At 55.5% G+C, this 24750-nt stretch carries 22 protein-coding genes and 1 riboswitch; of the genes, 7 read left to right on the forward strand and 15 right to left on the reverse strand.

Features of this window, described 5'->3' with window-relative positions; all coding sequences use genetic code 11:
- Nucleotides 1-20 precede the first annotated feature (20 nt).
- Nucleotides 21-2450, forward strand: coding sequence for a glycerol-3-phosphate 1-O-acyltransferase PlsB (plsB, locus tag ACREYP_RS20885; protein ID WP_008455842.1), 2430 nt, complete (start codon nucleotides 21-23; stop codon nucleotides 2448-2450).
- 60 nt (nucleotides 2451-2510) lie between these two features.
- On the opposite strand, the gene ubiA is transcribed toward plsB, so the two are convergent.
- The 5 genes from ubiA to malK all read right to left on the reverse strand — a co-directional run bounded on the left by ubiA (nucleotide 2511) and on the right by malK (nucleotide 7612).
- A complete protein-coding gene (gene ubiA / locus ACREYP_RS20890; RefSeq protein WP_008455843.1) occupies nucleotides 2511-3383 on the reverse strand; it encodes a 4-hydroxybenzoate octaprenyltransferase in 873 nt (290 codons plus the stop codon).
- Entirely contained in the window at nucleotides 3383-3892 is a 510-nt protein-coding gene (ubiC, locus tag ACREYP_RS20895; protein ID WP_008455844.1) for a chorismate lyase, read from the reverse strand. Before ubiC ends, ubiA begins: the two co-directional genes overlap by 1 nt.
- Nucleotides 3893-4081: 189 nt before the next feature.
- The gene (gene malM / locus ACREYP_RS20900; RefSeq protein WP_498881039.1) at nucleotides 4082-5038 is read right to left on the reverse strand and encodes a maltose operon protein MalM; all 957 of its coding nucleotides are present in this window, start codon (nucleotides 5036-5038) and stop codon (nucleotides 4082-4084) included.
- 99 nt (nucleotides 5039-5137) lie between these two features.
- Nucleotides 5138-6460 (reverse strand): maltoporin, encoded by a 1323-nt coding sequence (locus tag ACREYP_RS20905; protein ID WP_498881040.1) that lies wholly within the window; start codon nucleotides 6458-6460, stop codon nucleotides 5138-5140.
- A 42-nt stretch (nucleotides 6461-6502) separates the two neighbouring features.
- The gene (gene malK, locus ACREYP_RS20910) at nucleotides 6503-7612 is read right to left on the reverse strand and encodes a maltose/maltodextrin ABC transporter ATP-binding protein MalK (protein ID WP_008455848.1); all 1110 of its coding nucleotides are present in this window, start codon (nucleotides 7610-7612) and stop codon (nucleotides 6503-6505) included.
- Between the two features lie 374 nt (nucleotides 7613-7986).
- Between malK and malE the strand changes: the two genes are divergently transcribed.
- The 3 genes from malE (at nucleotide 7987) to malG (ending at nucleotide 11822) form a co-directional block, all read left to right on the forward strand.
- Nucleotides 7987-9177, forward strand: a complete 1191-nt coding sequence (malE, locus tag ACREYP_RS20915; RefSeq protein WP_008455851.1) for a maltose/maltodextrin ABC transporter substrate-binding protein MalE — start codon at nucleotides 7987-7989, stop codon at nucleotides 9175-9177.
- Nucleotides 9178-9375: 198 nt separating this feature from the next.
- Nucleotides 9376-10920, forward strand: a complete 1545-nt coding sequence (gene malF, locus ACREYP_RS20920) for a maltose ABC transporter permease MalF (protein WP_336818232.1) — start codon at nucleotides 9376-9378, stop codon at nucleotides 10918-10920.
- 11 nt (nucleotides 10921-10931) lie between these two features.
- Complete coding sequence (gene malG, locus ACREYP_RS20925; RefSeq protein WP_008455854.1) at nucleotides 10932-11822, forward strand: maltose ABC transporter permease MalG; 891 nt, start codon at nucleotides 10932-10934, stop codon at nucleotides 11820-11822.
- A gap of 101 nt (nucleotides 11823-11923) precedes the next feature.
- Here malG and psiE read toward each other — a convergent pair whose 3' ends face one another.
- From psiE to pgi, 6 genes are all read right to left on the reverse strand, one after another.
- Nucleotides 11924-12331 carry a phosphate-starvation-inducible protein PsiE gene (psiE, locus tag ACREYP_RS20930; protein ID WP_008455857.1) on the reverse strand — a complete coding sequence of 136 codons (408 nt, stop codon included), beginning with the start codon at nucleotides 12329-12331 and terminating at the stop codon, nucleotides 11924-11926.
- 85 nt (nucleotides 12332-12416) lie between these two features.
- Nucleotides 12417-14513, reverse strand: coding sequence for a YjbH domain-containing protein (locus ACREYP_RS20935; RefSeq protein WP_008455859.1), 2097 nt, complete (start codon nucleotides 14511-14513; stop codon nucleotides 12417-12419).
- Nucleotides 14513-15250, reverse strand: a complete 738-nt coding sequence (locus ACREYP_RS20940) for a capsule biosynthesis GfcC D2 domain-containing protein (RefSeq protein ID WP_336818231.1) — start codon at nucleotides 15248-15250, stop codon at nucleotides 14513-14515. The genes ACREYP_RS20935 and ACREYP_RS20940 overlap by 1 nt, the downstream gene beginning before the upstream one ends.
- Complete coding sequence (locus tag ACREYP_RS20945) at nucleotides 15247-15885, reverse strand: YjbF family lipoprotein (protein ID WP_336818230.1); 639 nt, start codon at nucleotides 15883-15885, stop codon at nucleotides 15247-15249. The genes ACREYP_RS20940 and ACREYP_RS20945 overlap by 4 nt, the downstream gene beginning before the upstream one ends.
- A gap of 62 nt (nucleotides 15886-15947) precedes the next feature.
- Nucleotides 15948-16199: an exopolysaccharide production protein YjbE gene (gene yjbE, locus ACREYP_RS20950; protein ID WP_008455862.1), complete on the reverse strand. Its 252-nt coding sequence runs from the start codon at nucleotides 16197-16199 to the stop codon at nucleotides 15948-15950.
- Between the two features lie 367 nt (nucleotides 16200-16566).
- Nucleotides 16567-18216, reverse strand: coding sequence for a glucose-6-phosphate isomerase (gene pgi, locus ACREYP_RS20955; RefSeq protein ID WP_008455864.1), 1650 nt, complete (start codon nucleotides 18214-18216; stop codon nucleotides 16567-16569).
- Nucleotides 18217-18455: 239 nt separating this feature from the next.
- Nucleotides 18456-18675, forward strand: a riboswitch (Lysine riboswitch).
- A 102-nt stretch (nucleotides 18676-18777) separates the two neighbouring features.
- On the opposite strand from pgi, the gene lysC reads away from it, so the two are divergent.
- The 3 genes from lysC (at nucleotide 18778) to ACREYP_RS20970 (ending at nucleotide 21517) form a co-directional block, all read left to right on the forward strand.
- Nucleotides 18778-20127: a lysine-sensitive aspartokinase 3 gene (lysC, locus tag ACREYP_RS20960; RefSeq protein ID WP_008455866.1), complete on the forward strand. Its 1350-nt coding sequence runs from the start codon at nucleotides 18778-18780 to the stop codon at nucleotides 20125-20127.
- Nucleotides 20128-20220: 93 nt separating this feature from the next.
- Nucleotides 20221-21153, forward strand: coding sequence for a bile acid:sodium symporter family protein (gene panS / locus ACREYP_RS20965; RefSeq protein WP_498881041.1), 933 nt, complete (start codon nucleotides 20221-20223; stop codon nucleotides 21151-21153).
- A gap of 91 nt (nucleotides 21154-21244) precedes the next feature.
- Nucleotides 21245-21517 carry a YjbD family protein gene (locus ACREYP_RS20970; protein WP_008455871.1) on the forward strand — a complete coding sequence of 91 codons (273 nt, stop codon included), beginning with the start codon at nucleotides 21245-21247 and terminating at the stop codon, nucleotides 21515-21517.
- A gap of 1 nt (nucleotide 21518) precedes the next feature.
- On the opposite strand, the gene rluF is transcribed toward ACREYP_RS20970, so the two are convergent.
- From rluF to ACREYP_RS20990, 4 genes are all read right to left on the reverse strand, one after another.
- On the reverse strand, nucleotides 21519-22397 hold the full coding sequence (gene rluF / locus ACREYP_RS20975) for a 23S rRNA pseudouridine(2604) synthase RluF (RefSeq protein WP_008455873.1): 879 nt from the start codon (nucleotides 22395-22397) through the stop codon (nucleotides 21519-21521).
- A 65-nt stretch (nucleotides 22398-22462) separates the two neighbouring features.
- The gene (locus tag ACREYP_RS20980; protein ID WP_008455875.1) at nucleotides 22463-22777 is read right to left on the reverse strand and encodes a CcdB family protein; all 315 of its coding nucleotides are present in this window, start codon (nucleotides 22775-22777) and stop codon (nucleotides 22463-22465) included.
- The gene (locus ACREYP_RS20985) at nucleotides 22777-23040 is read right to left on the reverse strand and encodes a type II toxin-antitoxin system CcdA family antitoxin (RefSeq protein WP_336818229.1); all 264 of its coding nucleotides are present in this window, start codon (nucleotides 23038-23040) and stop codon (nucleotides 22777-22779) included. Before ACREYP_RS20985 ends, ACREYP_RS20980 begins: the two co-directional genes overlap by 1 nt.
- 36 nt (nucleotides 23041-23076) lie before the next feature.
- A complete protein-coding gene (locus tag ACREYP_RS20990) occupies nucleotides 23077-24708 on the reverse strand; it encodes a Na/Pi cotransporter family protein (RefSeq protein WP_008455880.1) in 1632 nt (543 codons plus the stop codon).
- Nucleotides 24709-24750: the final 42 nt, after the last annotated feature.

Below are 24750 nucleotides of genomic sequence, written 5' to 3' on the forward strand. Positions count from 1 at the left end.
CCTGAGGCTTTACATCATTTATGTCAGGCTGGCCAAGAATTTACTACAAATTACTGAATTTACCATTAAGCGTTCTGGTAAAGAGCAAGTCTATCCCGGCGGATCCCCAAACCGAACTCGGTCTGGACCCTTCACGCCCCATCATGTACGTCCTGCCCTACAATTCTAAGGCAGACTTACTGACGCTGCGTGCTCAATGTCTGGATCACGATCTGCCCGACCCGCTGGAACCTCTGGAAATTGACGGCGTACTGCTGCCGCGCTACGTGTTTATCCACGGCGGGCCGCGCGTCTTCACCTATTACACGCCAAAAGAAGAGTCGGTAAAACTGTTCCACGATTATCTGGATCTGCACCGCAGCAATCCCGATCTCGATGTACAGATGGTGCCGGTTTCCGTGATGTTCGGCCGCTCGCCAGGGCGCGAAAAAGGGGAAATCAACCCGCCTTTACGCACGCTGAACGGCGTCCAGAAATTCTTTGCGGTTTCCTGGCTGGGTCGCGATAGCTTCGTGCGTTTCTCGCCGCCGGTTTCGCTTCGCCGCATGGCAACCGAACACGGCACGGACAAGATTATTGCCCAAAAATTGGCTCGCGTGGCGCGCACTCACTTTGCCCGCCAGCGTCTGGCCGCCGTTGGCCCGCGCCTGCCGGTCCGCCAGGATCTCTTCAACAAGCTGCTGGCGTCAAAAGCGATTGCCCGCGCGGTAGAAGATGAAGCCCGCAGCAAGAAAATCTCCCACGAAAAAGCGCAGCAAAATGCCGTCGCGCTGATGGAAGAGATTGCCGCGAACTTCTCCTACGAAGCCGTACGTCTGACGGACCGCGTTTTAGGGTTAACCTGGAACCGCCTCTATCAGGGCATTAACGTGCATAACGCCGAACGCGTGCGCCAGCTTGCCCATGATGGCCACGAAATCGTCTATGTGCCCTGCCACCGCAGCCACATGGACTATTTGCTGCTTTCCTACGTGCTTTATCACCAGGGGCTGGTTCCGCCGCACATTGCCGCCGGGATCAACCTGAACTTCTGGCCAGCCGGCCCGATTTTCCGCCGCCTGGGCGCGTTCTTTATTCGCCGTACCTTCAAGGGCAACAAGCTTTACTCCACGGTATTCCGCGAATATCTGGGCGAGCTGTTCAGCCGCGGCTATTCCGTTGAATACTTTGTCGAGGGTGGCCGCTCCCGTACCGGCCGTTTGCTGGATCCTAAGACTGGCACGCTGTCGATGACCATTCAGGCCATGCTACGCGGCGGCACTCGCCCGATCACTCTGGTGCCGATTTACATCGGGTACGAGCACGTCATGGAAGTGGGCACTTACGCGAAAGAGCTACGCGGTGCGACCAAAGAAAAAGAGAGCTTCATGCAGATGGTGCGCGGCCTGAGTAAGCTGCGCAACCTCGGCCAGGGTTACGTTAACTTCGGCGAACCGCTGCCGCTGATGACCTACCTGAACCAGCATGTTCCGGAATGGAAAGACTCTATCGATCCGATAGAAGCAATTCGCCCGGCCTGGCTGACGCCAACGGTGAATGATATCGCTGCCGATATCATGGTGCGTATCAACAACGCAGGGGCCGCTAACGCCATGAACCTGTGCTGTACCGCGCTGCTTGCTTCACGCCAGCGTTCGCTGACCCGTGAACAGCTTACCGAACAGCTCGACTGCTACCTGAACCTGCTGCGTAACGTGCCGTATTCTCCGGATGCCACCGCACCAACGGTTTCCGCTGACGCGCTGATCGACCACGCGCTGCAGATGAACAAGTTCGAGGTGGAGAAAGACACCATCGGTGACATCATCATTCTGCCGCGCGAGCAGGCCGTGCTGATGACCTATTACCGCAACAACATCATGCACATGCTGGTGCTGCCGTCGCTGATGGCGTCCATCATCACTCAGCATCGCCACATCTCGCGCGCAGAGCTGCTGCGTCAGATAGAAGTTGTTTACCCGATGCTGAAAGCCGAGCTGTTCCTGCGTTGGGAAAAAAGCGAGCTGGGCAGAGAAATTGATGCGCTGATCGCGGAGATGGAGCGTCAGGATCTGGTCATGGTTGTCGGTGACGAAGTGCAGATCAACCCTCACCGTTCACGCACTCTGCAGCTTCTGGCGGCGGGCGTGCGCGAGACAATCCAGCGGTATGCCATCACCTTCTGGCAGTTGAGCGCCAACCCATCGATCAACCGCGGAACGCTGGAACGCGAAAGCCGCACGGTGGCGCAGCGACTGTCCGTTCTGCACGGCATTAACGCCCCGGAATTCTTTGATAAAGCGGTCTTTACCTCGCTGGTGCTTACCCTGCGCGATGAAGGCTATATCAGCGATACCGGTGATGCAGACGCGACCGAAACCATCAAGGTTTACCAGATGCTGGCCGATCTTGTGACCTCGGACGTACGTCTGACGATTGAGAGCTCCGCTTCCCAGGACGCGGTTTCTTAATTCAGCATAAACGAAAAAGGCGGGTGATTAACCCGCCTTTTTTATTGCCTGAAGACTGACTCAGAAATGCAGGTAGCTCAACGCCAGGCCCAGGAACAGCACCAGCCCGACATAGTTATTGTTCATAAACGCTTTAAAGCAGCCTTCGCGCTCGCGTTTGGCGATCAGCTTCTGCTGGTGCACAAACAGCCCGCCCGCCAGCAAAATTGACCAGTAGAACGTGCCACCCAGCCCATTGAGCCAGCCCACAACGCCCATCAACAGCATGGTGGCGATTTGCAGCAGGCCGATGATCAGCTTATCGTTGCGGCCAAACAGGATCGCCGTCGACTTAATGCCAATCTTCAGGTCGTCGTCGCGGTCGACCATCGCATACTGCGTGTCGTACGCCACGGTCCAGCAAATGTTAGCGAGGAACATCAGCCAGCAGCTTAACGGCACCGATTCGCTGGCGGCGGCAAATGCCATAGGAATGGACCAGCCAAAAGCCGCACCCAGCACCACCTGAGGCAAATGGGTGTAGCGCTTCATAAACGGATACACCCATGCCAGCGCAAGGCCGGCCACGGACAGCAAGATCGTCATGGTGTTGAGCGTCAGCACCAGCAGGAAAGCCAGGCCCACCAGCACCGCGAACAGCGCCTTCGCTTCTTTCTCAGAAACTGCGCCACTGGGCAGCGGGCGCTGCGCGGTACGCTTTACGTGACCATCAAATTTACGGTCGGCATAATCGTTCACCACGCAGCCCGCGGCGCGCATCAGCCAGACGCCAGCGATAAAAACAACCAGATTCAGCAGCGAGGGTAAGCCCGGGGTGGCCACCCACAGCGCCCACAGCGTGGGCCATAGCAGCAACAAAGCGCCAATGGGCTTATCGGTACGCATTAACCGGTGATAAGCCAGCAGTTTTCCCTGCTTAAGACTCCACTCCATTATTTTTCCTCTTCGTACAGCGGAGATGCCGGCAGGAACAGTTCGGTCAGCAACAAAGGCTTACCGGAAAGTCTCAGTCGGGAACGACGTCCCCACAGTTCGGCGCTGCGGCCAATCTCAATATAGTCACGCGTCAGGGTTGATGAACTAAAAAGGTAGCGCCCGAGCGGCGTATCGCCAAGCTTTTGCAAAGCCAGCTCAGGGCCATCAAGCGTGCTTTCAGGCACCACGGTGCGCCCCAGCAGCCAGGGTTCGTCATCCCCGCAGAGGATAATTTCCCGCAGCCAGTAACGCGCAGAGGCAGGTAATAAATCGGCTTCGGGCAAATCATTGCCAGCAGGGACAAAACCTTCGCGCACGATGCGGACGGTGACTTTTTGGCAGTGCTGTTCGAAGCGTTTAGTCATCGAATCTTCCAGCAATAACCAGTCGAGATAAGCGGAGCTAAGCCCTTGCGGGACCTCCGTGTAGAAATTCAGGGCGCGCAACGGCGACAGCGCGTCGGACATGGGAATACTCTCCGATACATAACCTGATGGCATTGTAACGCAGAACATCTCTGTGCGGGCAGACAATGGCAACACACGCGGCAAATACCGCAACAATTGAGCAACAGCAACTTAAAGTTTTTAGGCTACAGAAAAAAAGGTGCGCCTGAGCGCACCAATACTTCAAGCATCAGCAACGTGGGGAAATGGTTACCCCTTGCCTTTTACACTGCTGATAAAAGTTTTACGGGCGGAGGTGGAACCCAGACGCTCGGCTTCATTCAGCAGTTTCAGGGCTTTATCGATGTCGCCTTTATCCACCGCCTGTTTAATGGCGCGGTTAAAATAGCTTTCCGTATCATTGAGCATTGGCTCGCTTTTCGCGGCAGGCGCCGGAGCTGGCGCTGCCACTGGTGCTGGTGCTGGTGCAGCGGCCGGTGCAGAGTAGGCCGTCGGTGGCGCTACGTTACCGACCACAACAGGTTTGGCATCGGATCCACCAAAGATCTTACCGATCATGATGTTGCCGCTGTTTTGTTCGGTTTTCAGCTTCACCGTCAGGGTACCTTGCCCACTGTGGCTAGCAATCGGATCGGCCACATCAGGAATGGCGTTGCTTGCCCCTTCAGCATAAAGCTTCGCCGGGTTGATCATGCGGGTCGTTTCCGTCAGATCGTGTTTCGTGGTGTACACCAGCATGTAGATCTGTTTTTGCCCCATCATCGGAGTCAACTTCATGACGTTTTCCAGACGGTTGCCGGAGGTCATGCCCGGTTTCTGGTACTGGAAGTAACTGCTCGGGAAGAAAGCAGAAGGCTGCATCTGCCCGTCGAGAATAAGTACGTTTGGCGCATAAACGCTCAGGTCTTTTACCAGGCTGGTCAGCGTGATTTCCAGTGAGCCCTGATCGGCTGGCAGCACAAATGACGCCACGCTCCCGGTGAGTTCCCCGACGTTAAGGCTGGCCGAAGAAGTGGTCAGCACCACGTCCTGGCTAACGGGTGGCATCAACGGAATCCACGGCAGACTTTGTAATTTTTCCGTAGGAATAGACGGTGCGGTAGAGACATTCTGTGGGTTAATCGCCGTGTTGGCAGCAAAAGCAGCCGGCACGGACGATAAGCCCAGAACGGGAAGCAGGCAAAGCGCGAGAAGATGTTTTTTCATTGTTTTATCCTCGAAGCGAACCCGTCTCCTTCAGGCAAAAAAGAGACGGGTCAGGCATGTGAAACCGGCGGGCGCTAAGCACCCGCGCGGCGGGTTAACTTACCACCAGACTTCCATCTGAGCACCGAAGGTAACTTCGCTGTCGTTGCCGCGGCTGAAAGTACGGGCGCTGGTATCGCTGAAAGCAATGCCGGATGGCGTGCCAGCTACGTAGTTAGCGTCGTTGGAATCACTGGAGGAATAGCCCCATTTCTCATCCCACTTGGCGTAGGTTGCAAAGACACGGATAGCCGGACGAGACCAGATGCTGTTCCCCGCCTGCCACTGCTGTGCCAGGGTAATTTTGTACTGGTTGTTGGATTTGTCTGTCAGCTGAGACTTCACGTTGTCGTAACCCACTTCCAGCAAGGTGCTCATGATTGGCGTCCATTTGTACATAGGACGAACGCCCACGGTCCACCACTGGGTACCGTTCTTATCATCACGGTTGATATCCTGGTACATACCCACGTACATCAGGCCCCAGGTATCGTTGAAGTCGATCGCCCCGTGGTCGATCACGCGCAGCATTTTACCGTCGTTGTTTTGGAAGGTATTTGGGCGTCCGGTACCGTTGGTTTGCGCCATCGCGTTAGTGCCGTACTGCACCACAAATTTGTTCAGGCTGGTGCCGAGGAAGGTCTGGGTATGCTCTAAGGTACCCAACCAACCATTTTTGGTCGGATCCACGACGCCGAAATCGTAGTGCTTGCTGGTATTGGCGCGACCGTAATCAAAACCAACTTCCAGAGAACCGCCTGGGTTCACTTCCATTTGGCCTAAACGGATATCAAAGATATCGTTCGCCAGATCTTGTTTTTTGGTCGTGCCGTTGATGAAGGCTTCTGAACCGCCCGCTTCACCGTTACGGGTTGCGGCCAGGGAGAGTTTACCGAAGCCCAGGTTAATATCTTCCAGGCCAGCACCCGGGCCAGAAACGTCCCAGTAGTAGAAGTCGATCATATGGACGTCATGGCGTTTGTAGTAACGCTTACCTGCCCAAATATTCGCGCCTGGCAGCGCGTCAATCAGGTTTTTACCTACCACGTTCATCTGACGTACGCGCGGGCCACCGTTGGTGTCCTCGTCATCGTTCAGTTGGTTAGTGGCGTAACCAATCATGGTGTCAACGTAGAAGCTTTTCTCGCCTTCCTGCCAAACTTGCTGACCTAATTCAATTTCAGCATAAGTTTCACATTCGTTACCCAGACGGTATTTAGAACCGGCACCTGTCGCTTTAAAACACTGCTGCTGACCGCCGCTGCCTGTCCAGCCAATACCAGAACGTGCATAGCCCTTGAAGTCAACGGCGCCGGCCTGTGCAGACACGATGCCTGCAATCACGGCGACCGCCAGTGGGAGTTTGCGCAGAGTAATCATCATTCTATCTCCTGAGATCATTGCTTTTCTTTTTTATGGGAATGCTTAAACGCCGGGCTCTTGATGCAACCGACGACATGCGGTGCCATCTTCTCGGAACAGATGACAGCGCTCTGGCGGCAGGCCAATAGCGAATGTGGCACCCTCTTTTACCAACACCACGTCGTTCTGGCGGTAAACCAGGTTTTGACGAATGGCGGGGATTTGGATGTGAATCTGAGTCTCATGTCCCAACTGCTCAACGACCTGCACTTCCCCTTCAAGGGTGACATCAGCAATGTCGCTCGGCAGCAGGTGTTCCGGGCGAATGCCAAGTGACATATTGGCCCCCACCTGAACGTTGCGGCTTTCCACCGGCAGCCAGACATGCTGACGGTTAGGCAATTCCACCTGCACCTGATCAATGGCCGTCGCGGTCACTTTTACCGGCAGGAAGTTCATTTTTGGCGACCCGATAAAGCCCGCCACAAAGCGGTCTGCCGGGTAGTGATACAGTTCTAGCGGTTTCCCGACCTGCGCAATCCGACCGGCATCCAGCACGACGATTTTGTCGGCCAGGGTCATCGCCTCGATCTGGTCGTGGGTCACGTAAATCATCGTGCGGCCCAGGCGCTTGTGCAGGCGGGAGATCTCAATGCGCATCTGCACGCGCAGCGCGGCATCCAGGTTGGAAAGCGGCTCATCCAGCAGGAACACTCGCGGCTCCGCCACCAGGGTTCGGCCAATCGCGACGCGCTGACGTTGCCCACCGGACAGCGCCTTAGGGCGGCGCTCCAACAAATGCGCGAGCTGTAAGGTTTCGGAAACCTGATTCACGCGCTGATTGATCTCGTCTTTTTTTGCCCCGGCAAGCTTCAGGCCAAAGGACATGTTTTCGGCGACGGAGAGATGGGGATAGAGGGCGTATGACTGAAAGACCATGCCCACGCCACGCTCGGCGGGAGGGGTGTCATTCATCCGTTTTTCACCAATCAGCAGCTCGCCGCTGGTGATGGTTTCAAGGCCTGCGATCATTCGCAGCAGCGTTGATTTACCGCAGCCAGATGGCCCGACAAAAACCACAAACTCTCCCTCATTGATGTCGAGATTGATGTCTTTCGACACCACCACGTCACCCCAGGCTTTTGTTACGTTCCGTAGCTGCACGCTCGCCATTACCACTCCCTCATTACTGCCGCCTGCCGTCGGACAGGTGATTCAAGATGTGTCCGACTATGAGGGATAGCTACATTTGGTAAATCCTCCGCCCTATGGCTTTTTTATGGGGGAGGAGGCGGGAGGATGAGAGCGTGGTATCTGCAACCGGTTGCAGGCGACACAAGGGATTTTCGTGATCGCGGCTTCAGTTTTCGCTGCGTTTTTATGTGCGCCAGGACACATAACGCTGAGTTATGCAAAGCAGATCACAGATAACTGCCCAGGGGCGTAGAGCAAAGGAGGATGAGAAGCGCTTGCCATCTCCGCAGACTTAGCACCGTGAATCTGCACTCCCCTATGAAGCGCACACCACCACTCAAAAGGATGGGAACATGAAAATGAAAACCGGCGCCCGCGTTCTCGCTTTGTCAGCCCTGGCAACGATGATGCTTTCCGCCTCTGCACTGGCAAAAATCGAAGAAGGCAAACTGGTCATCTGGATTAACGGCGATAAGGGCTACAACGGCCTGGCCGAAGTCGGTAAGAAGTTTGAGAAAGATACCGGTATTAAAGTCACCATTGAACATCCTGATAAGCTTGAAGAAAAATTCCCACAGGTGGCGGCAACCGGCGATGGCCCGGACATTATCTTCTGGGCTCACGACCGCTTCGGTGGCTATGCGCAGTCCGGCCTTTTAGCCGAAATCACCCCAGACAAAGCCTTCCAGGACAAACTCTATCCGTTTACCTGGGATGCCGTACGTTACAACGGCAAATTCATCGCTTACCCGATTGCGGTAGAGGCGCTGTCGCTGATTTATAACAAAGACCTGGTTCCAAACCCGCCGAAAACCTGGGAGGAGATCCCCGCCCTGGATAAAGAGCTGAAGGCCAAAGGTAAGAGCGCGCTGATGTTCAACCTGCAGGAACCGTACTTCACCTGGCCGCTAATTGCGGCAGACGGCGGGTATGCCTTCAAGTTCGAAAACGGCAAATATGATGTGAAAGATGTGGGTGTAGACAGCGCGGGGGCGAAAGCCGGCCTGAGCTTCCTGGTCGATATGATCAAGAACAAGCAGATGAACGCCGACACCGACTACTCCATTGCCGAAGCCGCGTTTAACAAAGGCGACACGGCGATGACGATCAACGGCCCGTGGGCCTGGTCTAACATCGACAAGAGCAAAATCAACTACGGCGTGACGCTGCTGCCTACCTTTAAAGGCAAGCCGTCTAAACCGTTTGTCGGCGTCCTGAGCGCCGGTATCAACGCCGCCAGCCCGAATAAAGAACTGGCGAAAGAGTTCCTTGAGAACTACCTGTTGACCGACCAGGGTCTGGCGGATGTGAACAAGGACAAACCGCTCGGTGCCGTGGCGCTGAAATCGTTCCAGGAGCAGTTGGCGAAAGATCCACGTATTGCCGCCACCATGAATAACGCCCAGAAGGGCGAGATTATGCCTAATATTCCTCAGATGTCTGCCTTCTGGTATGCCGTACGCACCGCGGTTATCAACGCCGTTAGCGGCCGCCAGACCGTTGATGCGGCGCTGAAGGATGCTCAGGGACGTATCACTAAGTAAATCTTGCCCCTCACCCCGGCCCTCTCCCGCAGGGGAGACGGAATGCGGACTGAGTCCGGTTCTCTCCCACTGGGGAGACGGAATTCGGATTGAGTCCGCTCCCCCGCTGGAGTGAGAAAACAGGCCCTTTCTGTCCCCTCTCCCCCCTGGGGAGAGGGTTAGGGTGAGGGGAAATAACACGCTGTAGAGGAACACCCCATGGATGCAGTTAAAAAGAGCCGCTGGTGGCAAAGCGAGGGACTGAAATGGTCACTCATCGGGGCATTAGGCCTGCTGGTTGGCTATCTTGTGGTTTTAATGTACGCCCAGGGGGAGTACCTGTTCGCCATAATGACGCTGATTTTAAGCTCACTTGGCCTCTATATTTTTGCTAACCGTAAGGCATACGCCTGGCGCTACGTTTATCCCGGCATGGCCGGCATGGGGCTGTTCGTCCTCTTCCCGCTGATCTGCACTATCGCTATCGCTTTTACCAACTACAGCAGCACCAACCAGCTGACGTTTGAACGCGCGCAGCAGGTGCTGATGGACCGCCAGTATCAGGCAGGCAAAACGTTCAACTTTGGCCTTTACCCAGACGGCAATGAATGGACGTTAGCGCTCACCGACGGGGAAAGCGGGAAAAACTATGTCTCGGACAAGTTTACCTTTGGTGGTGAACAAAAAATCCGGCTGAAAGAAGCCGATGCGTTGCCAACCGGCGAGCGCGGCAACCTGCGCGTGATCACCCAAAACCGCCAGGCGCTGAGCCAAATAACCGCTGTGTTGCCGGATGAAAGTAAGGTGGTGATGAGCTCGCTTCGCCAGTTTTCCGGCACACGCCCGCTCTACACTTTGGCGGAAAACGGCGAGCTGACCAATAACCAGACCAGCGTAAAATACGCCCCGAACGACCATATTGGTTTTTACGAGTCGGTAAACGCCGACGGCAGCTGGGCCGGAGAACAGCTAAGCCCGGGCTATACGGTCACTATCGGCTGGAAAAACTTCCTGCGCGTTTTTCACGATGACGGGATCCAAAAACCGTTCCTGGCTATCTTCGTCTGGACGGTGATTTTCTCGGTGCTGACGGTAATTCTTACCGTCGCGGTGGGGATGGTGCTGGCCTGCGTAGTGCAGTGGGAAGCGCTCAAAGGCAAGGCGGCTTATCGCCTGTTGTTAATTCTGCCCTACGCCGTGCCTTCGTTTATTTCCATTTTGATTTTCAAAGGCTTATTCAACCAAAGCTTTGGCGAAATCAATATGATGCTGAGCGCACTGTTCGGCATTAAGCCCGCCTGGTTCAGCGACCCAACCACCGCTCGCTCAATGATCATCATCGTCAATACCTGGCTGGGTTATCCCTACATGATGATTCTGTGCATGGGGCTGCTGAAAGCGATTCCTGACGATCTTTATGAGGCGTCGGCAATGGACGGCGCGGGCCCGTTCCAGAACTTCTTTAAAATCACGCTCCCGCTGCTGATTAAGCCGCTCACGCCGCTGATGATTGCCAGCTTCGCCTTTAACTTTAACAACTTCGTTCTGATTCAGCTGCTGACCAACGGCGGCCCGGACAGACTCGGGACGACCACGCCAGCGGGTTATACCGACCTGCTGGTGAGCTACACCTACCGCATCGCCTTTGAAGGCGGCGGCGGTCAGGACTTTGGCCTGGCTGCAGCTATCGCAACGCTTATCTTCCTGCTGGTGGGCGGCCTTGCGATTGTGAACCTGAAAGCCACCCGCATGAAGTTTGATTAAGGAGACCGACGATGGCCATGGTGCAACCCAAATCTCAAAAGCTGCGTCTGTTTCTCACGCACTTTCTGCTGCTGCTGTTTATCGCGGCAATCATGTTCCCGCTGCTGATGGTCATCGCCATCTCGCTGCGTCCGGGTAACTTTGCCACCGGGAGCCTGATCCCGGACCAGGTATCATGGGAACACTGGAAGCTGGCGCTTGGTTTTAGCGTTGAGCACGCGGACGGTCGCGTCACGCCGCCACCGTTCCCGGTGCTGCTCTGGCTGTGGAACTCGATAAAAATTGCCGGGATCACGGCGATAGGTATCGTTACCCTTTCTACAACCTGCGCCTACGCTTTTGCCCGTATGCGTTTCCCCGGCAAAGCCACGCTGCTGAAAGGGATGCTGATTTTCCAGATGTTCCCGGCGGTGCTGTCTCTGGTGGCGCTGTATGCCCTGTTTGATCGTCTGGGCCAGTACATTCCGTTTATTGGTCTGAACACGCACGGTGGGGTGATCTTTGCGTATTTAGGCGGGATAGCGCTTCACGTCTGGACGATTAAGGGCTATTTCGAAACGATTGATGGCTCGCTGGAAGAGGCTGCCGCGCTGGATGGCGCGACGCCCTGGCAGGCATTCCGTCTGGTGCTGCTGCCGCTGTCGGTACCGATTCTGGCCGTGGTCTTTATTCTGTCGTTTATTGCCGCGATTACCGAGGTGCCGGTGGCTTCGCTGCTGCTGCGCGACGTGGACAGCTACACGCTGGCCGTGGGGATGCAGCAATACCTTAACCCGCAGAACTACCTGTGGGGCGATTTTGCCGCCGCGGCGGTGCTCTCCGCGATACCGATTACCGTTGTGTTCCTGCTGGCCCAGCGCTGGCTGGTGAGCGGCCTGACCGCTGGCGGGGTGAAAGGTTAACGTTTATCCCTGAAGTCATTTGCTTCATCTTTATGCCATACCACTGCAACCCTCACTTTGACCTTAGCACTTTATTCAGGCGGCCCCAGGGCCGCCCTTTTTTATTCCCGCTTCAGGCGCTGGCTGTTACACAACCAAAGCGTAATCACCAACACCAGAATCGCGGCCGAGTAGATCAGCACGTCCAGCGGCGAACTGTGGTCAATGATAATCAGGCGCACAACTGCGGTAATGCCGATGTAGATAAAGTAGCGCAGCGGGAAGTGATAGCCCGACTGAAAATACTTCACAATCAGCGCGATAAACTCGAAATAGAGGAAGTAAACCACCAGCCCCTCGATAAACAGATACGAGCTGGCGTCATCTCCCGGCGCAAACAATACGGTGGCCAGGTGAATGGTCTCTTTGCCGAGGAAGATAATCAAAATCAGCCCAAGGGCTAACAGCCCCAGATTAAGCACCGTCTGCATGACGGTAGAAATCCAGGAAAAACGCGGTGTCGCAGGCATAACGGCCTCTCATTTTTATTGTGGTCTTGAGAGGCTGTTATACGTCTAAAATGTGATCTTGATCTAGTTTATTTACTTACCTTCGTTAGCGGAAATTTTCGCTGCGGTCGCTGGTCACCCCATACAGGTCAAACTTACGGCCCAGCATCTGCCCGCCGTCACGCGTCAGCGGTGTCCAGGTCACCTGCGCCCGGCTGCGGGTTGGGTAAGCCGAGAAGATATCCAGCGGCACATTGATGTAGAAACCTTTGGTGAAGTCCCCCTCGCCGTACTCTTTCTTCGACACGTTGGTGATGGTGGCGTAGGTGCCCACCACGATCCCGCTGTCAAAGTGTTTGGAAATCTCCAGCGTGCCGCCTTTATCCTGCGCCAGATACTGGCCGATACTGAGTTTAACCAGCACATCCTGAGCAAACGGTGGCGTCCAGTAGCCGGTGATATGCCCGGTCTTCGCGCTGTAGTCGGTAAATTTCATCATGTCCTGCGAACTGCGCCAGTCACGCTGTTTGACGTAGTTGCCGTTGACGCCGATCGCCCAGTTGCTGTCCACCGGACGGTAAAGCAGCTCGGCCCCCGCCCCGCCGTACATGGTTTCCAGATAGCCCGCATAAACCTGGCCGTAAATCCCATGCCCAAAGTACTGGAAGTAGTTGGCCTGCAGGTTGTTGATGTAAACATCGTTTTCTACATATTCGCGAACGTGGGTACGCACGCGCGGCAGCGTAGAATCCATTGGCGGATTGGTGTAGTTAAATTTGTCGTAGTTATTGGCGACGTTGGCAAACAGGCTGCCGCTGGTTAACAGATGATCCGTCAGCCAGTAATCGACGTTCCCCATCACCCCGACCTGGTACATATAGAAGCTTTCTGGGCCGCCGATAGACTGGTTGAGAATCGGATCAATTGAATAATTAAAGCGCGACTTCTCGATGTAGTATCCCTGTTCGGTGCTTTCTGGCACCACCGGCTCAACGCGTTTTTGTACCAGCGTCGTTTCCTGCCCCAGCGGTTCCCCCTCAAGGTGCCGACGCAGGCTGGCCACGTCCGTTTCAGTGGTAACCTGCGGCATATTAATCCGGCTTTCGGTAATGCGGATGGTGCGAATATTATCCGGCAGGTCATTCATCACGATGCGGTTGGCGCGTTCGATGCCTTCGCGGGAATTGCGGTATTTCACCTGCTCGCCCGTGACGTAGAGCGTATCCCCTTTGACCTGAATGTTCGGGTTGATCAGCCCGGCGTTGTATTTCAGGTCGGTCAGTTGATTGGCCACCACGTTGTGCTGCAGAATTTCGTCCTGCGGGTGCGGCTGATACTCAGGACGACGGGAATCGTTGTACCCCGGCTTGAGGTCATTGAAGTTGGTGCGGAGCGTCACGCCAAACATAAAGGTGTTGCCGCGCTCGTAGCTCATGTTCACGTCGGCCCAGTCGGTCACCCGGTAGATAGCGCCGACGTTAACGCTGCTGCGCTGGTCTATTTTCCCCGCAAACTCATGGCTGTAGTTGTTGCCCTCATATTCAACCTTCAGCCTGAGTGGCTGCCACGGCGTCTGGTACTCTACGCCGCCAAACAGCGACGTCGGGCCGTGGAACATGCCGCTAAAGTTGAAGGAGCCCGCCATTTGGTAGCTGTTATCCCGGTGGCAGTACTTGTCGCTGTATTCACAGAGCGGGTTTTTGATGTTGCCGCTGGTGCCTAAATACCCCCAGCCCATGCCAAGGCTGAAGTCGAACGGCCCCCAGGCTTTGCTCGCCACCACATATTCACCGTCAAACAGCCCGGTGCCGCCCAGGTCACGAATACCGGCAGAGACCTGAGGCAGCCAGTAGCCCTCTTCCCACAGGCGGAATTTCACGTCAAACGCTTTGTCTTTATAGGTTTGGTCACCCGAGAAAGCCTTCACGCTACTGTAGTGACGTGTGCGCACGTCGGTATAGCGCAGCGTGGCCTCCATCCAGGGGAAAAGCTGCATGGAGGCGGAGTAGAAGCGGTACTGATCGTTGTCGCGGTAGTTGAGATTAAATTCGCCCTCAGGCGCCATGCGCGCCGTCGGCGTTTGCAGCAGACCCGCGCCGCCAAAGTCTGCCTGCGAAGGGCCAACGGGAGCCGGATACGTTTCGGCGCGGCAGGCGGAAGTCACCGCCAGCGCAATCAGGCTATACAGGTAACGTTTTTTCATTAATCCGGTATCCGATGGGTCAGGGTATTAAGAATCTGCTGGTTCAGCTCATCAAAGGTGGCGCTGAAAAGGCGGTCAGAGAATCCCACAAAGATAAGGCTACCTGGCGACGGTTCTCTATGGCGTTTATTCCAGTAAGCAACTGGCGCTTTTTCGATTTTGCCGTCCGGGTAAATCACCCAGGCATAACTTCTTTCGGCCCCGCTCAACAGGCTGACGTCGTCCAGATAGTCATCCACGCTGCGTCCGGGAGTAAAAGGTTTCACGCCGGGCGAAGTGACTAATCCCACCAGGGTGATGGTTGTGGGCTGCGGGCCGGCCCAAAGGCTGTATTCCCCCTGAAGCGGCACGTTTGATTGTGGGCGAAGGCGAACCCAGTCGGGGTCCAGATTGACAAACTGCCGCCCGGTCACATGCATAGCGCTGAGCTGCTGGCGCAGTCCGTTGATTGCCGCCCCGTCGTCTCCGCCTTCGTCCGCCGCCACTTCAGCCAGGCGCGCCAGAAGCTGCTGGTGTTTTTGCTCTTCTGCGGCGCTTGCCTGCCGGGTGCTAATCACCGCCGCAGGCCACCAGGTGCGGCTTAACGCAGGGTTAGTCACCAAATCCGCCAGCCGTGCAGCATCTTTAATCACCCGCGGCTGCGTTTGCGGTTGGGTATAGACCGTCACGGTACTTTCTGCGTGGGTAAAGGCGCTGGCAAAAAGCAGAGCCATAAACGTAAAGGGGAGTTTTTTCATTGTTTTGCCGCCTTCACAAGAAGCGTGGTAATGGGCCAGTAGCCGGGGCCAAGGTACTGTTTTGATTTGCGGATTTGGCCTTCATCATCCACCCAATAGCGGTTCGTCCAGCTTTTCCCGAGCGCGGTTACCTCTTCTTCCAGGACGCGTACTTTGGTCACGCTACTGCCAAGCTTCACCGTGTCGGTGCCGTCAAATTCAAAGGTGGACGTTGCGGTGGCGTAGCGAATCTGCTGGCGTTCAGTCCAGGCCATCTGCCGGGTCCAGCTCGCGCCATCCTTAATCTGTTTCACGTTCGCCAGCGGGTCACGGGCCAGGTTGGTCACTTCCGTCAGGTTGTCGCCCAGCCCGGAGGTTTTCACAATGCGGCCGTTCTGCGTGACGATGACCGATCTGTCCTGCGTCACCCACTTCTGCTGGCCGTCTTCGTTATAGGCCAGCACCACAAACAGCTGCGGGCCGTTGTTGATGCTCATGTACTGGCTCGCGTAGCGCATCTCGGCAATTTCATCGTCGGTAAGCTGCACGCCCCCACCTCCGGCAATACTGTTCCAAAGCGAGGTGCCAAGCCCTCTGGTGGTCGCTGAGCACGCCTGGAGTAACAGACAGACAAAGAGTATTGCGAGTCGCTGCACGGTGATTCCCCGATTTAAAATAACCACACCGAAGTGTGGTTATGGTTAAAAACACCCAAACGTTAACGGGTGGTGGTGCTGGTCGTCGTGGTTGTGGTGGTTCCGGTGTTTGAACCGTCGCCGCCACCGGTTGCGGCTAATGCCACACCAACCGCAGACCCAACAGTGCTGGCGCTGGTTGCAGCAGAACTGCCTGCAGACACAGACGTCGCCTGCGCGCCGGCCGCATCACCCACAGCTACAGGGTCAGCATTCGCCGCGCCGGCGGCAGCCAGCGTAAATATGGCTAAAGCGCCATAAAGGGTTTTTCTCATTACAATTTCCCTTCATTGAATGAATGGAGATTTACCTGAAAAGGTTTCAGGCGCGATCGAGTATACACAACACAATGTGATGAATTAGCCTGCAGAAAATAAGGAATGAATTTTAAGAAAAAGAGTAAAAATCAAGACTTGAGTTATATTTAAATAAAAATAATTCAAATAAAAACAATTATTTATCAAGATGAATTGGAAATATCAATTCAATATAATCTTAAATTAAAGACCTGACAAAGCGGCGGAAAAATCATTTTTAGGATTAACCTCAGGGTAGCAATATCGAGAATTATGACGACAAGGGGATAACTCTTATAAAAAATATGCCAGCACGGGGCTGGCATATTTTCATCACGCGGTTTAATTAATCACGCCATGCTTTATAGCGGTTAATCAGGCCGTTGGTTGAGCTGTCGTGGCTGGCGATTTGTTTGTCGTCACCCAACTCTGGCAGGATGCGGTTAGCCAGCTGTTTGCCCAGCTCCACGCCCCACTGGTCGAAGGTGAAGATGTTCAGGATCGCGCCCTGGGTGAAGATTTTGTGTTCGTAAAGTGCAATCAGCGCGCCCAGGCTGAACGGGGTAATTTCGCGCAGCAGGATGGAGTTGGTTGGGCGGTTCCCTTCGAACACTTTGAACGGCACAACGTGGTCCAGCGTGGCCGGATCTTTACCCTGGTCACGGTATTCCTGCTCAACCACTTCACGGGATTTCCCGAACGCCAGCGCTTCGGTCTGTGCGAAGAAGTTAGACAGCAGTTTTGGATGGTGATCCGACAGCGCGTTATGGCTGATAGCCGGTGCGATGAAGTCGCAAGGCACCATTTTGGTCCCCTGGTGGATCAGCTGGTAGAACGCGTGCTGCCCGTTGGTACCCGGCTCACCCCAGATAATTGGGCCAGTCTGGTAGTCCACGGCGTTGCCGTTGCGGTCAACGTACTTACCGTTGGACTCCATGTTGCCCTGCTGGAAGTAGGCGGCAAAGCGATGCATGTACTGGTCGTATGGCAGAATCGCTTCAGTTTCAGCACCGAAGAAATTGTTGTACCAGATGCCGATCAGCGCCAGCAGAACCGGCAGGTTTTGCTCGGCAGGCGTGGTGGAGAAGTGTTTGTCCATCGCGTGCGCGCCGGACAGCAGCTCAACAAAGTTGTCGAAGCCCACGGACAGAATGATGGACAGGCCAATCGCGGACCACAGAGAGTAGCGCCCGCCAACCCAGTCCCAGAATTCGAACATGTTTGCGGTGTCGATACCAAACTCACCGACGGCTTTCCCATTGGTGGACAGCGCAGCGAAGTGTTTTGCCACGTGCTTTTCATCGCCAGCGGCACGCAGGAACCAGTCACGCGCGCTGTGGGCGTTAGTCATCGTTTCCTGAGTGGTGAAGGTTTTAGAGGCCACCAGGAACAGCGTGGTTTCCGGGTTAACTTTCTTCAGCACTTCGGCAATGTGGGTGCCGTCAACGTTGGACACAAAGTGCATGTTGAGGTGATTTTTGTATGGACGCAGCGCTTCGGTAACCATGAATGGGCCGAGGTCAGAGCCGCCGATACCGATGTTAACCACGTCGGTGATGGCTTTGCCGGTGTAGCCTTTCCAGTTCCCGCTGATGATACTTTCAGAGAAGGCTTTCATCTTCTCAAGCACCGCGTTCACTTCCGGCATCACGTCTTTGCCATCGACCACGATAGGCGTGTTGCTGCGGTTACGCAGCGCAACGTGCAGCACGGCGCGGTCTTCGGTGCGGTTGATTTTCTCGCCGGCGAACATGGATTTGATCGCGCTCTGCAGATCGGTTTCTTTCGCCAGCGCCTGCAGTTTTTCGAGGGTTTCGGTGGTGATGCGGTTTTTGGAGAAGTCCACCAGCATCAGGTCATCGAAAGTTGCCGAGAACTTGCTGAAGCGGTCGTTATCTTTCGCGAACAGGTCGGAAAGCGTAACGTCTTTCATCTCATCGTAATGTTTCTGGAGTGCCTGCCAGGCAGAGGTCTGCTTCGGGTTGATGTTTTTCATAGCAATACTCTTCTGATTTGAGAATTGTGACTTCGGTCGATTGTAGCGCCTGCAGGCAAAAATTGTGATTGATTTTATGCCATTAACCGAGGGTTTCCCGTAACCCCCTAAAAAGCGGCAAAAATACCCTCTTATAAGTTAAATTCCTGATTACCGATTTAACATGAAAAATCCGCATAACCCCGCAGTTGACATGCCTTCGCCGAAGCTTTATTTATTAGGCGCTACCTGCGCGTGCGCAGGCCAGAAGAGGCGCGTTGCCCAGAAAATCGTATCCGAGAAACCAGTAACAAGGACGATACGTGAGGGGGAGCAACGCCGAGATGATGAAGCGGCTGGTCACGCTTATTGTCGGCTGCAGGGGCTGAATCCTCTGGGTTGTCACCAGAAACGTTCGCAGTCGAGCGTTTCATATCCGGCTTCAAAGCTGGATAGACAAGGTGGAGCACTTCTGGGTGATATCGTAGTTCTCCTGCTCTGCGCCCACCCGTTTACCGCTCTTCCCTTGTGCCAAGGCTGAATACTTTTTTGCCAGTTAATGGCCCCTGACACGAGGTAGTTATGTCTCAAACCGTAGTCGCCAAATTTGGTGGGACCAGCGTCGCCGATTTCGACGCGATGAACCGCAGCGCCGATGTGGTGCTGGCCGATAGCCACGTCCGCGTGGTGGTGCTTTCCGCCTCCGCTGGCGTGACTAACCTGCTGGTTGCTCTGGCTGAAGGCCTCGAAGCGACCGAGCGCTTCGTCAAGCTCGATGCCATCCGCAAAATCCAGTACAACATCGTTGAGCGTCTGGCGAATCCGGACGTTATTCGCGAAGAAATCGACCGCCTGCTTGAAAACATCACGACCCTTGCGGAAGCCGCCTCTCTGGCGACCTCCACCGCGCTGACCGATGAACTGGTCAGCCACGGCGAACTAATGTCCACCCTGCTATTTGTGGAAATCCTGCGTGAACGTCAGGTGGAAGCGCAGTGGTTCGACATTCGTAAAGTCATGCGCACCAACGACCGCTTCGGCCGTGCCGAACCGGATATCGCCGCGCTGGCGGAACTGGCAAGCCAGCAGATGCTGCCGCGCCTCGCGGAATCCCTGGTGATCACTCAGGGCTTTATTGGGAGCGAAGAAAAAGGCCGAACGACCACGCTTGGCCGCGGCGGCAGCGACTATACCGCCGCGCTGCTTGGTGAAGCGTTAAATGCCGCGCGCGTAGATATCTGGACCGACGTGCCGGGCATCTACACCACCGATCCGCGTATGGTACCTGCGGCAAAACGCATTGACCGCATCGCCTTTGAAGAAGCCGCTGAAATGGCGACCTTTGGCGCAAAAGTCCTGCACCCGGCCACGCTGCTGCCCGCCGTGCGCTGCGACATTCCGGTGTTCGTTGGCTCCAGCAAAGATCCTGCTGCTGGCGGAACTTTGGTATGCAAAAAAACGGAAAATCCACCGCTCTTCCGCGCCCTTGCGGTACGTCGCAAGCAAACGCTGCTGACGCTGCACAGCCTGCATATGCTCCATTCCCGTGGTTTCCTGGCGGAAGTGTTCAGCATTCTGGCTCGCCATAATATTTCCGTGGATCTGATCACCACCTCCGAAGTGAGCGTGGCGTTGACCATGGACACCACCGGCTCTACCTCCACTGGCGACAGCCTGCTGACCACCGCGCTGCTCACCGAGCTTTCATCGCTGTGCCGCGTGGAAGTCGAAGAGAACCTGGCGCTGGTGGCTATCATCGGCAATAAACTGTCCCAGGCCTGTGGCGTAGGCAAAGAAGTGTTCGGCGTGCTCGACCCGTTCAACATCCGCATGATTTGCTACGGCGCTTCCAGCTACAACCTGTGCTTCCTGGTGCCTGGCGACGATGCAGAGCAGGTCGTGCAGAAACTGCACCGCAACCTGTTTGAATAACCGTCCAATCCATGCCATGAATACAGAAAGCCGGGCTCGCACCCGGCTTTTTTTATAACCATAAAACAACACAAACTCTGCAAGGACACCGCTATGATCGCCACCCTAACCCGGCTGTTCCCGCTTTGGGCGCTGCTGCTCTCCGTCGCTGCGTATTATACCCCCTCAACCTTTATCCCGATTGGCCCGTGGGTCAGCACGCTGCTGATGCTCATTATGTTTGGCATGGGCGTCCACCTGCGGCTTGAAGACTTTAAACGCGTGCTGTCGCGCCCGGCCCCGGTAGCTGCAGGCATTTTTCTGCATTACCTGGTGATGCCGCTGGCGGCGTGGCTGCTGGCAATGTTGTTCCATATGCCGCCCGACCTGTCAGCCGGGATGGTGCTGGTCGGCAGCGTAGCCAGCGGCACGGCGTCCAACGTCATGATTTACTTGGCCAAAGGTGATGTTGCGCTCTCCGTAACAATATCTTCTGTTTCTACGCTGGTCGGCGTATTTGCCACGCCGCTGCTCACCCGTCTCTATGTCGACGCCGACATTAAAGTCGATGTGATGGGCATGCTGGTCAGTATTCTGCAAATCGTCATCATCCCGATTGGCCTTGGCCTGATTGTGCATCATCTGTTCCCACGCCTGGTGAGGCGCGTGGAGCCCTGGCTGCCTGCGTTTTCTATGCTTTGTATTCTCGCCATCATTAGCGCAGTTGTGGCAGGTTCTGCGTCACACATAGCTTCCGTTGGCCTGGTGGTGATTGTCGCGGTGATTCTGCATAACACCATTGGCCTGCTCGGCGGTTACTGGGGCGGACGCCTGTTTGGGTTTGACGAGTCGACCTGTCGGACGCTGGCCATCGAAGTGGGAATGCAGAACTCCGGTCTTGCGGCCACGTTGGGTAAAATTTACTTCTCGCCGCTCGCAGCACTGCCTGGCGCGCTGTTCTCCGTCTGGCACAATCTGTCCGGCTCTCTGCTGGCTGGGTATTGGTCCGGCAAAGCGATAACGCCGAAGCCAGACGGCAAAAAATAATCGCTAAAAGCCTGCTGATGCAGGCTTTTTTGTCTCGTCGGCGCGGTGGGTTTGTTTTACACTGAGAGTCCTTTCCTGGGAGATTGCAACGATGGCTACAGCCAGACTGACACAGCAAGACATGACGGAAAGCGAACAGCGTGAGCTAAAAACGCTGCTGGATCGCGCCCGCATTGCCCACGGTCGTACGTTGACCAACTCAGAGACTAATCAGGTAAAAAAAGAGTACATCGACAAGCTGATGGCGGAACGAGCGCTGGCGGCTAAGAAAGCTCGCCAGCTGAAGAAACAAAATGCCTTAAAGCCGGATACGACGACGACTTATTCATGGTCAGCCAACAACCATACGCGAGGCAAACGCTAGTTTAACGGCCCTTTTTCTTCCGGCCTGGAGAAGCAAAGCGTTTACGCGAGGCAAGCTCAGCGGGCGTTTTGGCTGAGCTTTTCGGGCCACTTACCAACGGTTTTTTCGCCGCCGGGCTGGCCGCTTTTGGCTTCGCTTTTTTAGCCGGCTTCGCCTCAGAGGACGAATCCTCAATCAGCTTAAACAGCTCAATCAGTTCATCATCCGTCAGGTCGCGCCATTCCCCAAGCGGGATCCCAGTGAGATTAACGTTCATGATGCGCGTACGCTCCAGCTTCGTCACTTCATAGCCAAAGTGTTCACACATGCGGCGAATCTGGCGGTTCAGCCCCTGAACCAGGGTGATGCGAAACGCAAACGGCGCTTCTTTTTTAACTTTGCATTTCTTGGTGACGGTGCCCAGAATCGGCACGCCTGCCCCCATACCACGAATAAACTCGTCGGTAACCGGCTTGTTCACCGTGACCACGTACTCTTTCTCATGGTCGTTCCCGGCACGCAGAATTTTGTTCACCAGGTCGCCGTGGTTGGTGAGGAAAATCAGCCCCTGAGAATCTTTGTCCAGGCGGCCAATGGGGAACACGCGCTTGCTGTGGTTCACATAGTCCACGATGTTGTCTTTCTCGCCGTCTTCCGTGGTGCTTACAATTCCCACCGGCTTATTCAGCGCAATGAGCACCAGGTCTTCTTCGTTGCGGGGTTCGATGAGCTGACCATTCACCTTCACGCTGTCGCCGGCAAAAACCTGATCGCCAATTTTGGCGCGTTTGCCGTTAATAAAAACGTTGCCCTGTTCGATGTAGCGATCGGCGTCACGGCGTGAGCAGATCCCGCTCTCGCTGATGTATTTGTTAAGACGAATAGATGAATTAGTCAGCATGGCTCCTCCGAAAACCCAGGACTATACCTTACCCGCAGGGCGTTGCGAACCGCAAAATGGGCTTGTTAGTAACCCTGAATCATAAAATCAACGGCGCCACACAGCTCATCTCTGTAATGCGTCAAATCCGCGACTGAAGCACCGAGTTCTTTAAGCGGAATACCTGCCATCATGTGAGTCATCGCCACGCAAGGCTGCCCCTCAATCGTCACGATGGGGCAGATTTTTTCTGGAGGCATGGCACCCAGTAATTCGCGTTCAATAACGGGAATGACCAGGACATGCTTTAAGGCATCAGCAATGGGGTGCTGCATATTGATGAGATAAGGATACGTTTTCTTCCCTGCGCCAGTATTTTCGTAGGCGTGAAACTGTTCCATCAGAAGCTCCTCTGAAAATCACTGAACGAGCCGTGCTCCTCAACAAACTCATTAAGCGCGGCAATCTTTTCCTGATTATCCTTGAGCCACTCAGCCCGAGCGTTTTCGCGAAATTTCTCGATTAATGCCTCGGTCAGTACCGCCGAGATATTTAGTTTCAGCCTACGGGCCTCATCCAGAATCTCCGGCGCTAGCGTGACATTCACCGATTTTTTAGCGGCCGCATTTTCAACACGCATATTAACCCCCATTGTAATGCGCATACATTATTCAATTATAGAGCGATGCCGGGTTGACGATCAATATTCATCCCGCTCGTCGTCATCGTCCGGTTGGTCCAGCACGCTGTAGGCAACGGAACAGAACAACGAGTTCAGGCGCTTCATGTCCCCCAGCAGCCCGAGGTGCAGCGAGCTGGTCTCGATGCTCTGCACGTTCTGCTGGTGCAGGCGATCAACGTGGGCATGGGAGTAGCGGCGGTTCATGATGCGGAAGCGGTGTTTGTTCCGGCGCAGCCGGCGGGCACTGCCCAGGTCGCTCGAGAAGAACACCGACAGGCTCAGCTGCAGGTTGCTGATCAACTGCTGGAGCAGGTTATCCAGCTCGGTCAGGCCGTCCGGCGAGAAGGCCCGGCGAGCGGCGAGAGATTTATCCGCCACCTCGCTGCCCATACGTTCGATGATGTCCGCTGCCTGCTCCAGGTTCAGCGACATTTCGATGATTTCCGCCCAGCGGCGCGACTCCATTTCCGCCAGATCTTCCTTCGGCATCTGCGCAAGATAAAGTTTGATGGCGGTATACAGCACGTCCACGTCGTCGGCCAGCTTGCGCAGCTCTTTTTCCTGGCGCGGCTCGCCGTGCATCACCTTGCTCCAGGTTTCCAGCATCTGCTCCAGCACGTCGCCCATTCTCAGGGTTTCCCTCGCGGCGTTAGATAACCCCAGCGCGGGAGTATCCAGCGCCGTAGGATCGAGGTGCTTCGGCTTCATTCGGGCGTCGACTTCCGGCGCTTCGCTGATCACCCGGCGGCAGAAGCGTGCCATTGGCTCGGCAAACGGCACCATCACCAGGCAACGAATCAGGTTGTAGAACACGTGGAAGTAGATAACCAGTTCAGACTCCGGCAACGGCAGGTGGTGCATCAGCCGGGCCAGGACATGCACAAACGGCAGCACCAGCAGGCTGCCCACCAGCTTGAACAGCAGGCTGCCCAACGCCACACGACGGGCGGCAGCATTCGCAGCGCTGTTATTGATCATTGCCAGCAGGCCGGAGCCGAGGTTAGCCCCGATGACCAGACACAGCGCCACATCAAACGAGATCACGCCGGTGGAGGTCAGCGTGGCCGTCAACAGGACGGCAGCCAGGCTCGAATAGCTGATAATGGCAAACATCGCGCCAATCAGCGCGTCGAGCATGATGTCGCCGGTCAGGGAAGCGAAGATCACCTGGACGCCGTTCGCCTGGGTAATCGGCGTAACGGCTCCCACAATCAGCTCGAGCGCCAGCAGAATAAGACCCAGGCCAATCCCCACGCGGCCAAGCTGCCCGGCGCGAGTCTGCTTGCGGCTGAGGAAGAAGATTACGCCGATGAAAATCAGCAGCGGCGAAAGCCACGAAAGATCGAAGGTCAGGATACGCGCCATTAGCGCTGTACCGACATCAGCTCCCAGCACAATCACCAGCGCAGGGGCGAGCGCCACCAAATCCTGGGCAACGAACGAGGTCACCAGCATGGTGGTGGCATTACTGCTCTGCACCAGCGCGGTCACGCCTATCCCGGCGCAGAAGGCGAGCGGTTTCTTTTCTACGCTGTGGCTAAGCACACTGCGCAGGTTGGCACCGTAAACGCGCATGATACCGGTGCGCACAATGTGCGTACCCCAGACCAGCAGCGAAACGGCGGACAGCAGGTGTAACAACGTCAGCACGGATTCTTGTTCTCCTTATCGTTTTTAGGGTTCCCGAAGCAA

This window comes from Enterobacter sp. TMH.L2 (assembly GCF_050847315.1).
Taxonomy (GTDB): Bacteria; Pseudomonadota; Gammaproteobacteria; order Enterobacterales; family Enterobacteriaceae; genus Cedecea.

Excerpts from the sequence above, each read along its gene's own strand:
- plsB (WP_008455842.1), top strand. The coding sequence starts at position 21 with ATGTCAGGCTGGCCAAGAATTTACTACAAATTACTGAATTTACCATTA.
- ubiA (WP_008455843.1), bottom strand. The coding sequence starts at position 3,383 with ATGGAGTGGAGTCTTAAGCAGGGAAAACTGCTGGCTTATCACCGGTTA.
- ubiC (WP_008455844.1), bottom strand. The coding sequence starts at position 3,892 with ATGTCCGACGCGCTGTCGCCGTTGCGCGCCCTGAATTTCTACACGGAG.
- malM (WP_498881039.1), bottom strand. The coding sequence starts at position 5,038 with ATGAAAAAACATCTTCTCGCGCTTTGCCTGCTTCCCGTTCTGGGCTTA.
- ACREYP_RS20905 (WP_498881040.1), bottom strand. The coding sequence starts at position 6,460 with ATGATGATTACTCTGCGCAAACTCCCACTGGCGGTCGCCGTGATTGCA.
- malK (WP_008455848.1), bottom strand. The coding sequence starts at position 7,612 with ATGGCGAGCGTGCAGCTACGGAACGTAACAAAAGCCTGGGGTGACGTG.
- malE (WP_008455851.1), top strand. The coding sequence starts at position 7,987 with ATGAAAATGAAAACCGGCGCCCGCGTTCTCGCTTTGTCAGCCCTGGCA.
- malF (WP_336818232.1), top strand. The coding sequence starts at position 9,376 with ATGGATGCAGTTAAAAAGAGCCGCTGGTGGCAAAGCGAGGGACTGAAA.
- malG (WP_008455854.1), top strand. The coding sequence starts at position 10,932 with ATGGCCATGGTGCAACCCAAATCTCAAAAGCTGCGTCTGTTTCTCACG.
- psiE (WP_008455857.1), bottom strand. The coding sequence starts at position 12,331 with ATGCCTGCGACACCGCGTTTTTCCTGGATTTCTACCGTCATGCAGACG.
- ACREYP_RS20935 (WP_008455859.1), bottom strand. The coding sequence starts at position 14,513 with ATGAAAAAACGTTACCTGTATAGCCTGATTGCGCTGGCGGTGACTTCC.
- ACREYP_RS20940 (WP_336818231.1), bottom strand. The coding sequence starts at position 15,250 with ATGAAAAAACTCCCCTTTACGTTTATGGCTCTGCTTTTTGCCAGCGCC.
- yjbE (WP_008455862.1), bottom strand. The coding sequence starts at position 16,199 with ATGAGAAAAACCCTTTATGGCGCTTTAGCCATATTTACGCTGGCTGCC.
- pgi (WP_008455864.1), bottom strand. The coding sequence starts at position 18,216 with ATGAAAAACATCAACCCGAAGCAGACCTCTGCCTGGCAGGCACTCCAG.
- lysC (WP_008455866.1), top strand. The coding sequence starts at position 18,778 with ATGTCTCAAACCGTAGTCGCCAAATTTGGTGGGACCAGCGTCGCCGAT.
- panS (WP_498881041.1), top strand. The coding sequence starts at position 20,221 with ATGATCGCCACCCTAACCCGGCTGTTCCCGCTTTGGGCGCTGCTGCTC.
- ACREYP_RS20970 (WP_008455871.1), top strand. The coding sequence starts at position 21,245 with ATGGCTACAGCCAGACTGACACAGCAAGACATGACGGAAAGCGAACAG.
- rluF (WP_008455873.1), bottom strand. The coding sequence starts at position 22,397 with ATGCTGACTAATTCATCTATTCGTCTTAACAAATACATCAGCGAGAGC.
- ACREYP_RS20980 (WP_008455875.1), bottom strand. The coding sequence starts at position 22,777 with ATGGAACAGTTTCACGCCTACGAAAATACTGGCGCAGGGAAGAAAACG.
- ACREYP_RS20985 (WP_336818229.1), bottom strand. The coding sequence starts at position 23,040 with ATGCGCATTACAATGGGGGTTAATATGCGTGTTGAAAATGCGGCCGCT.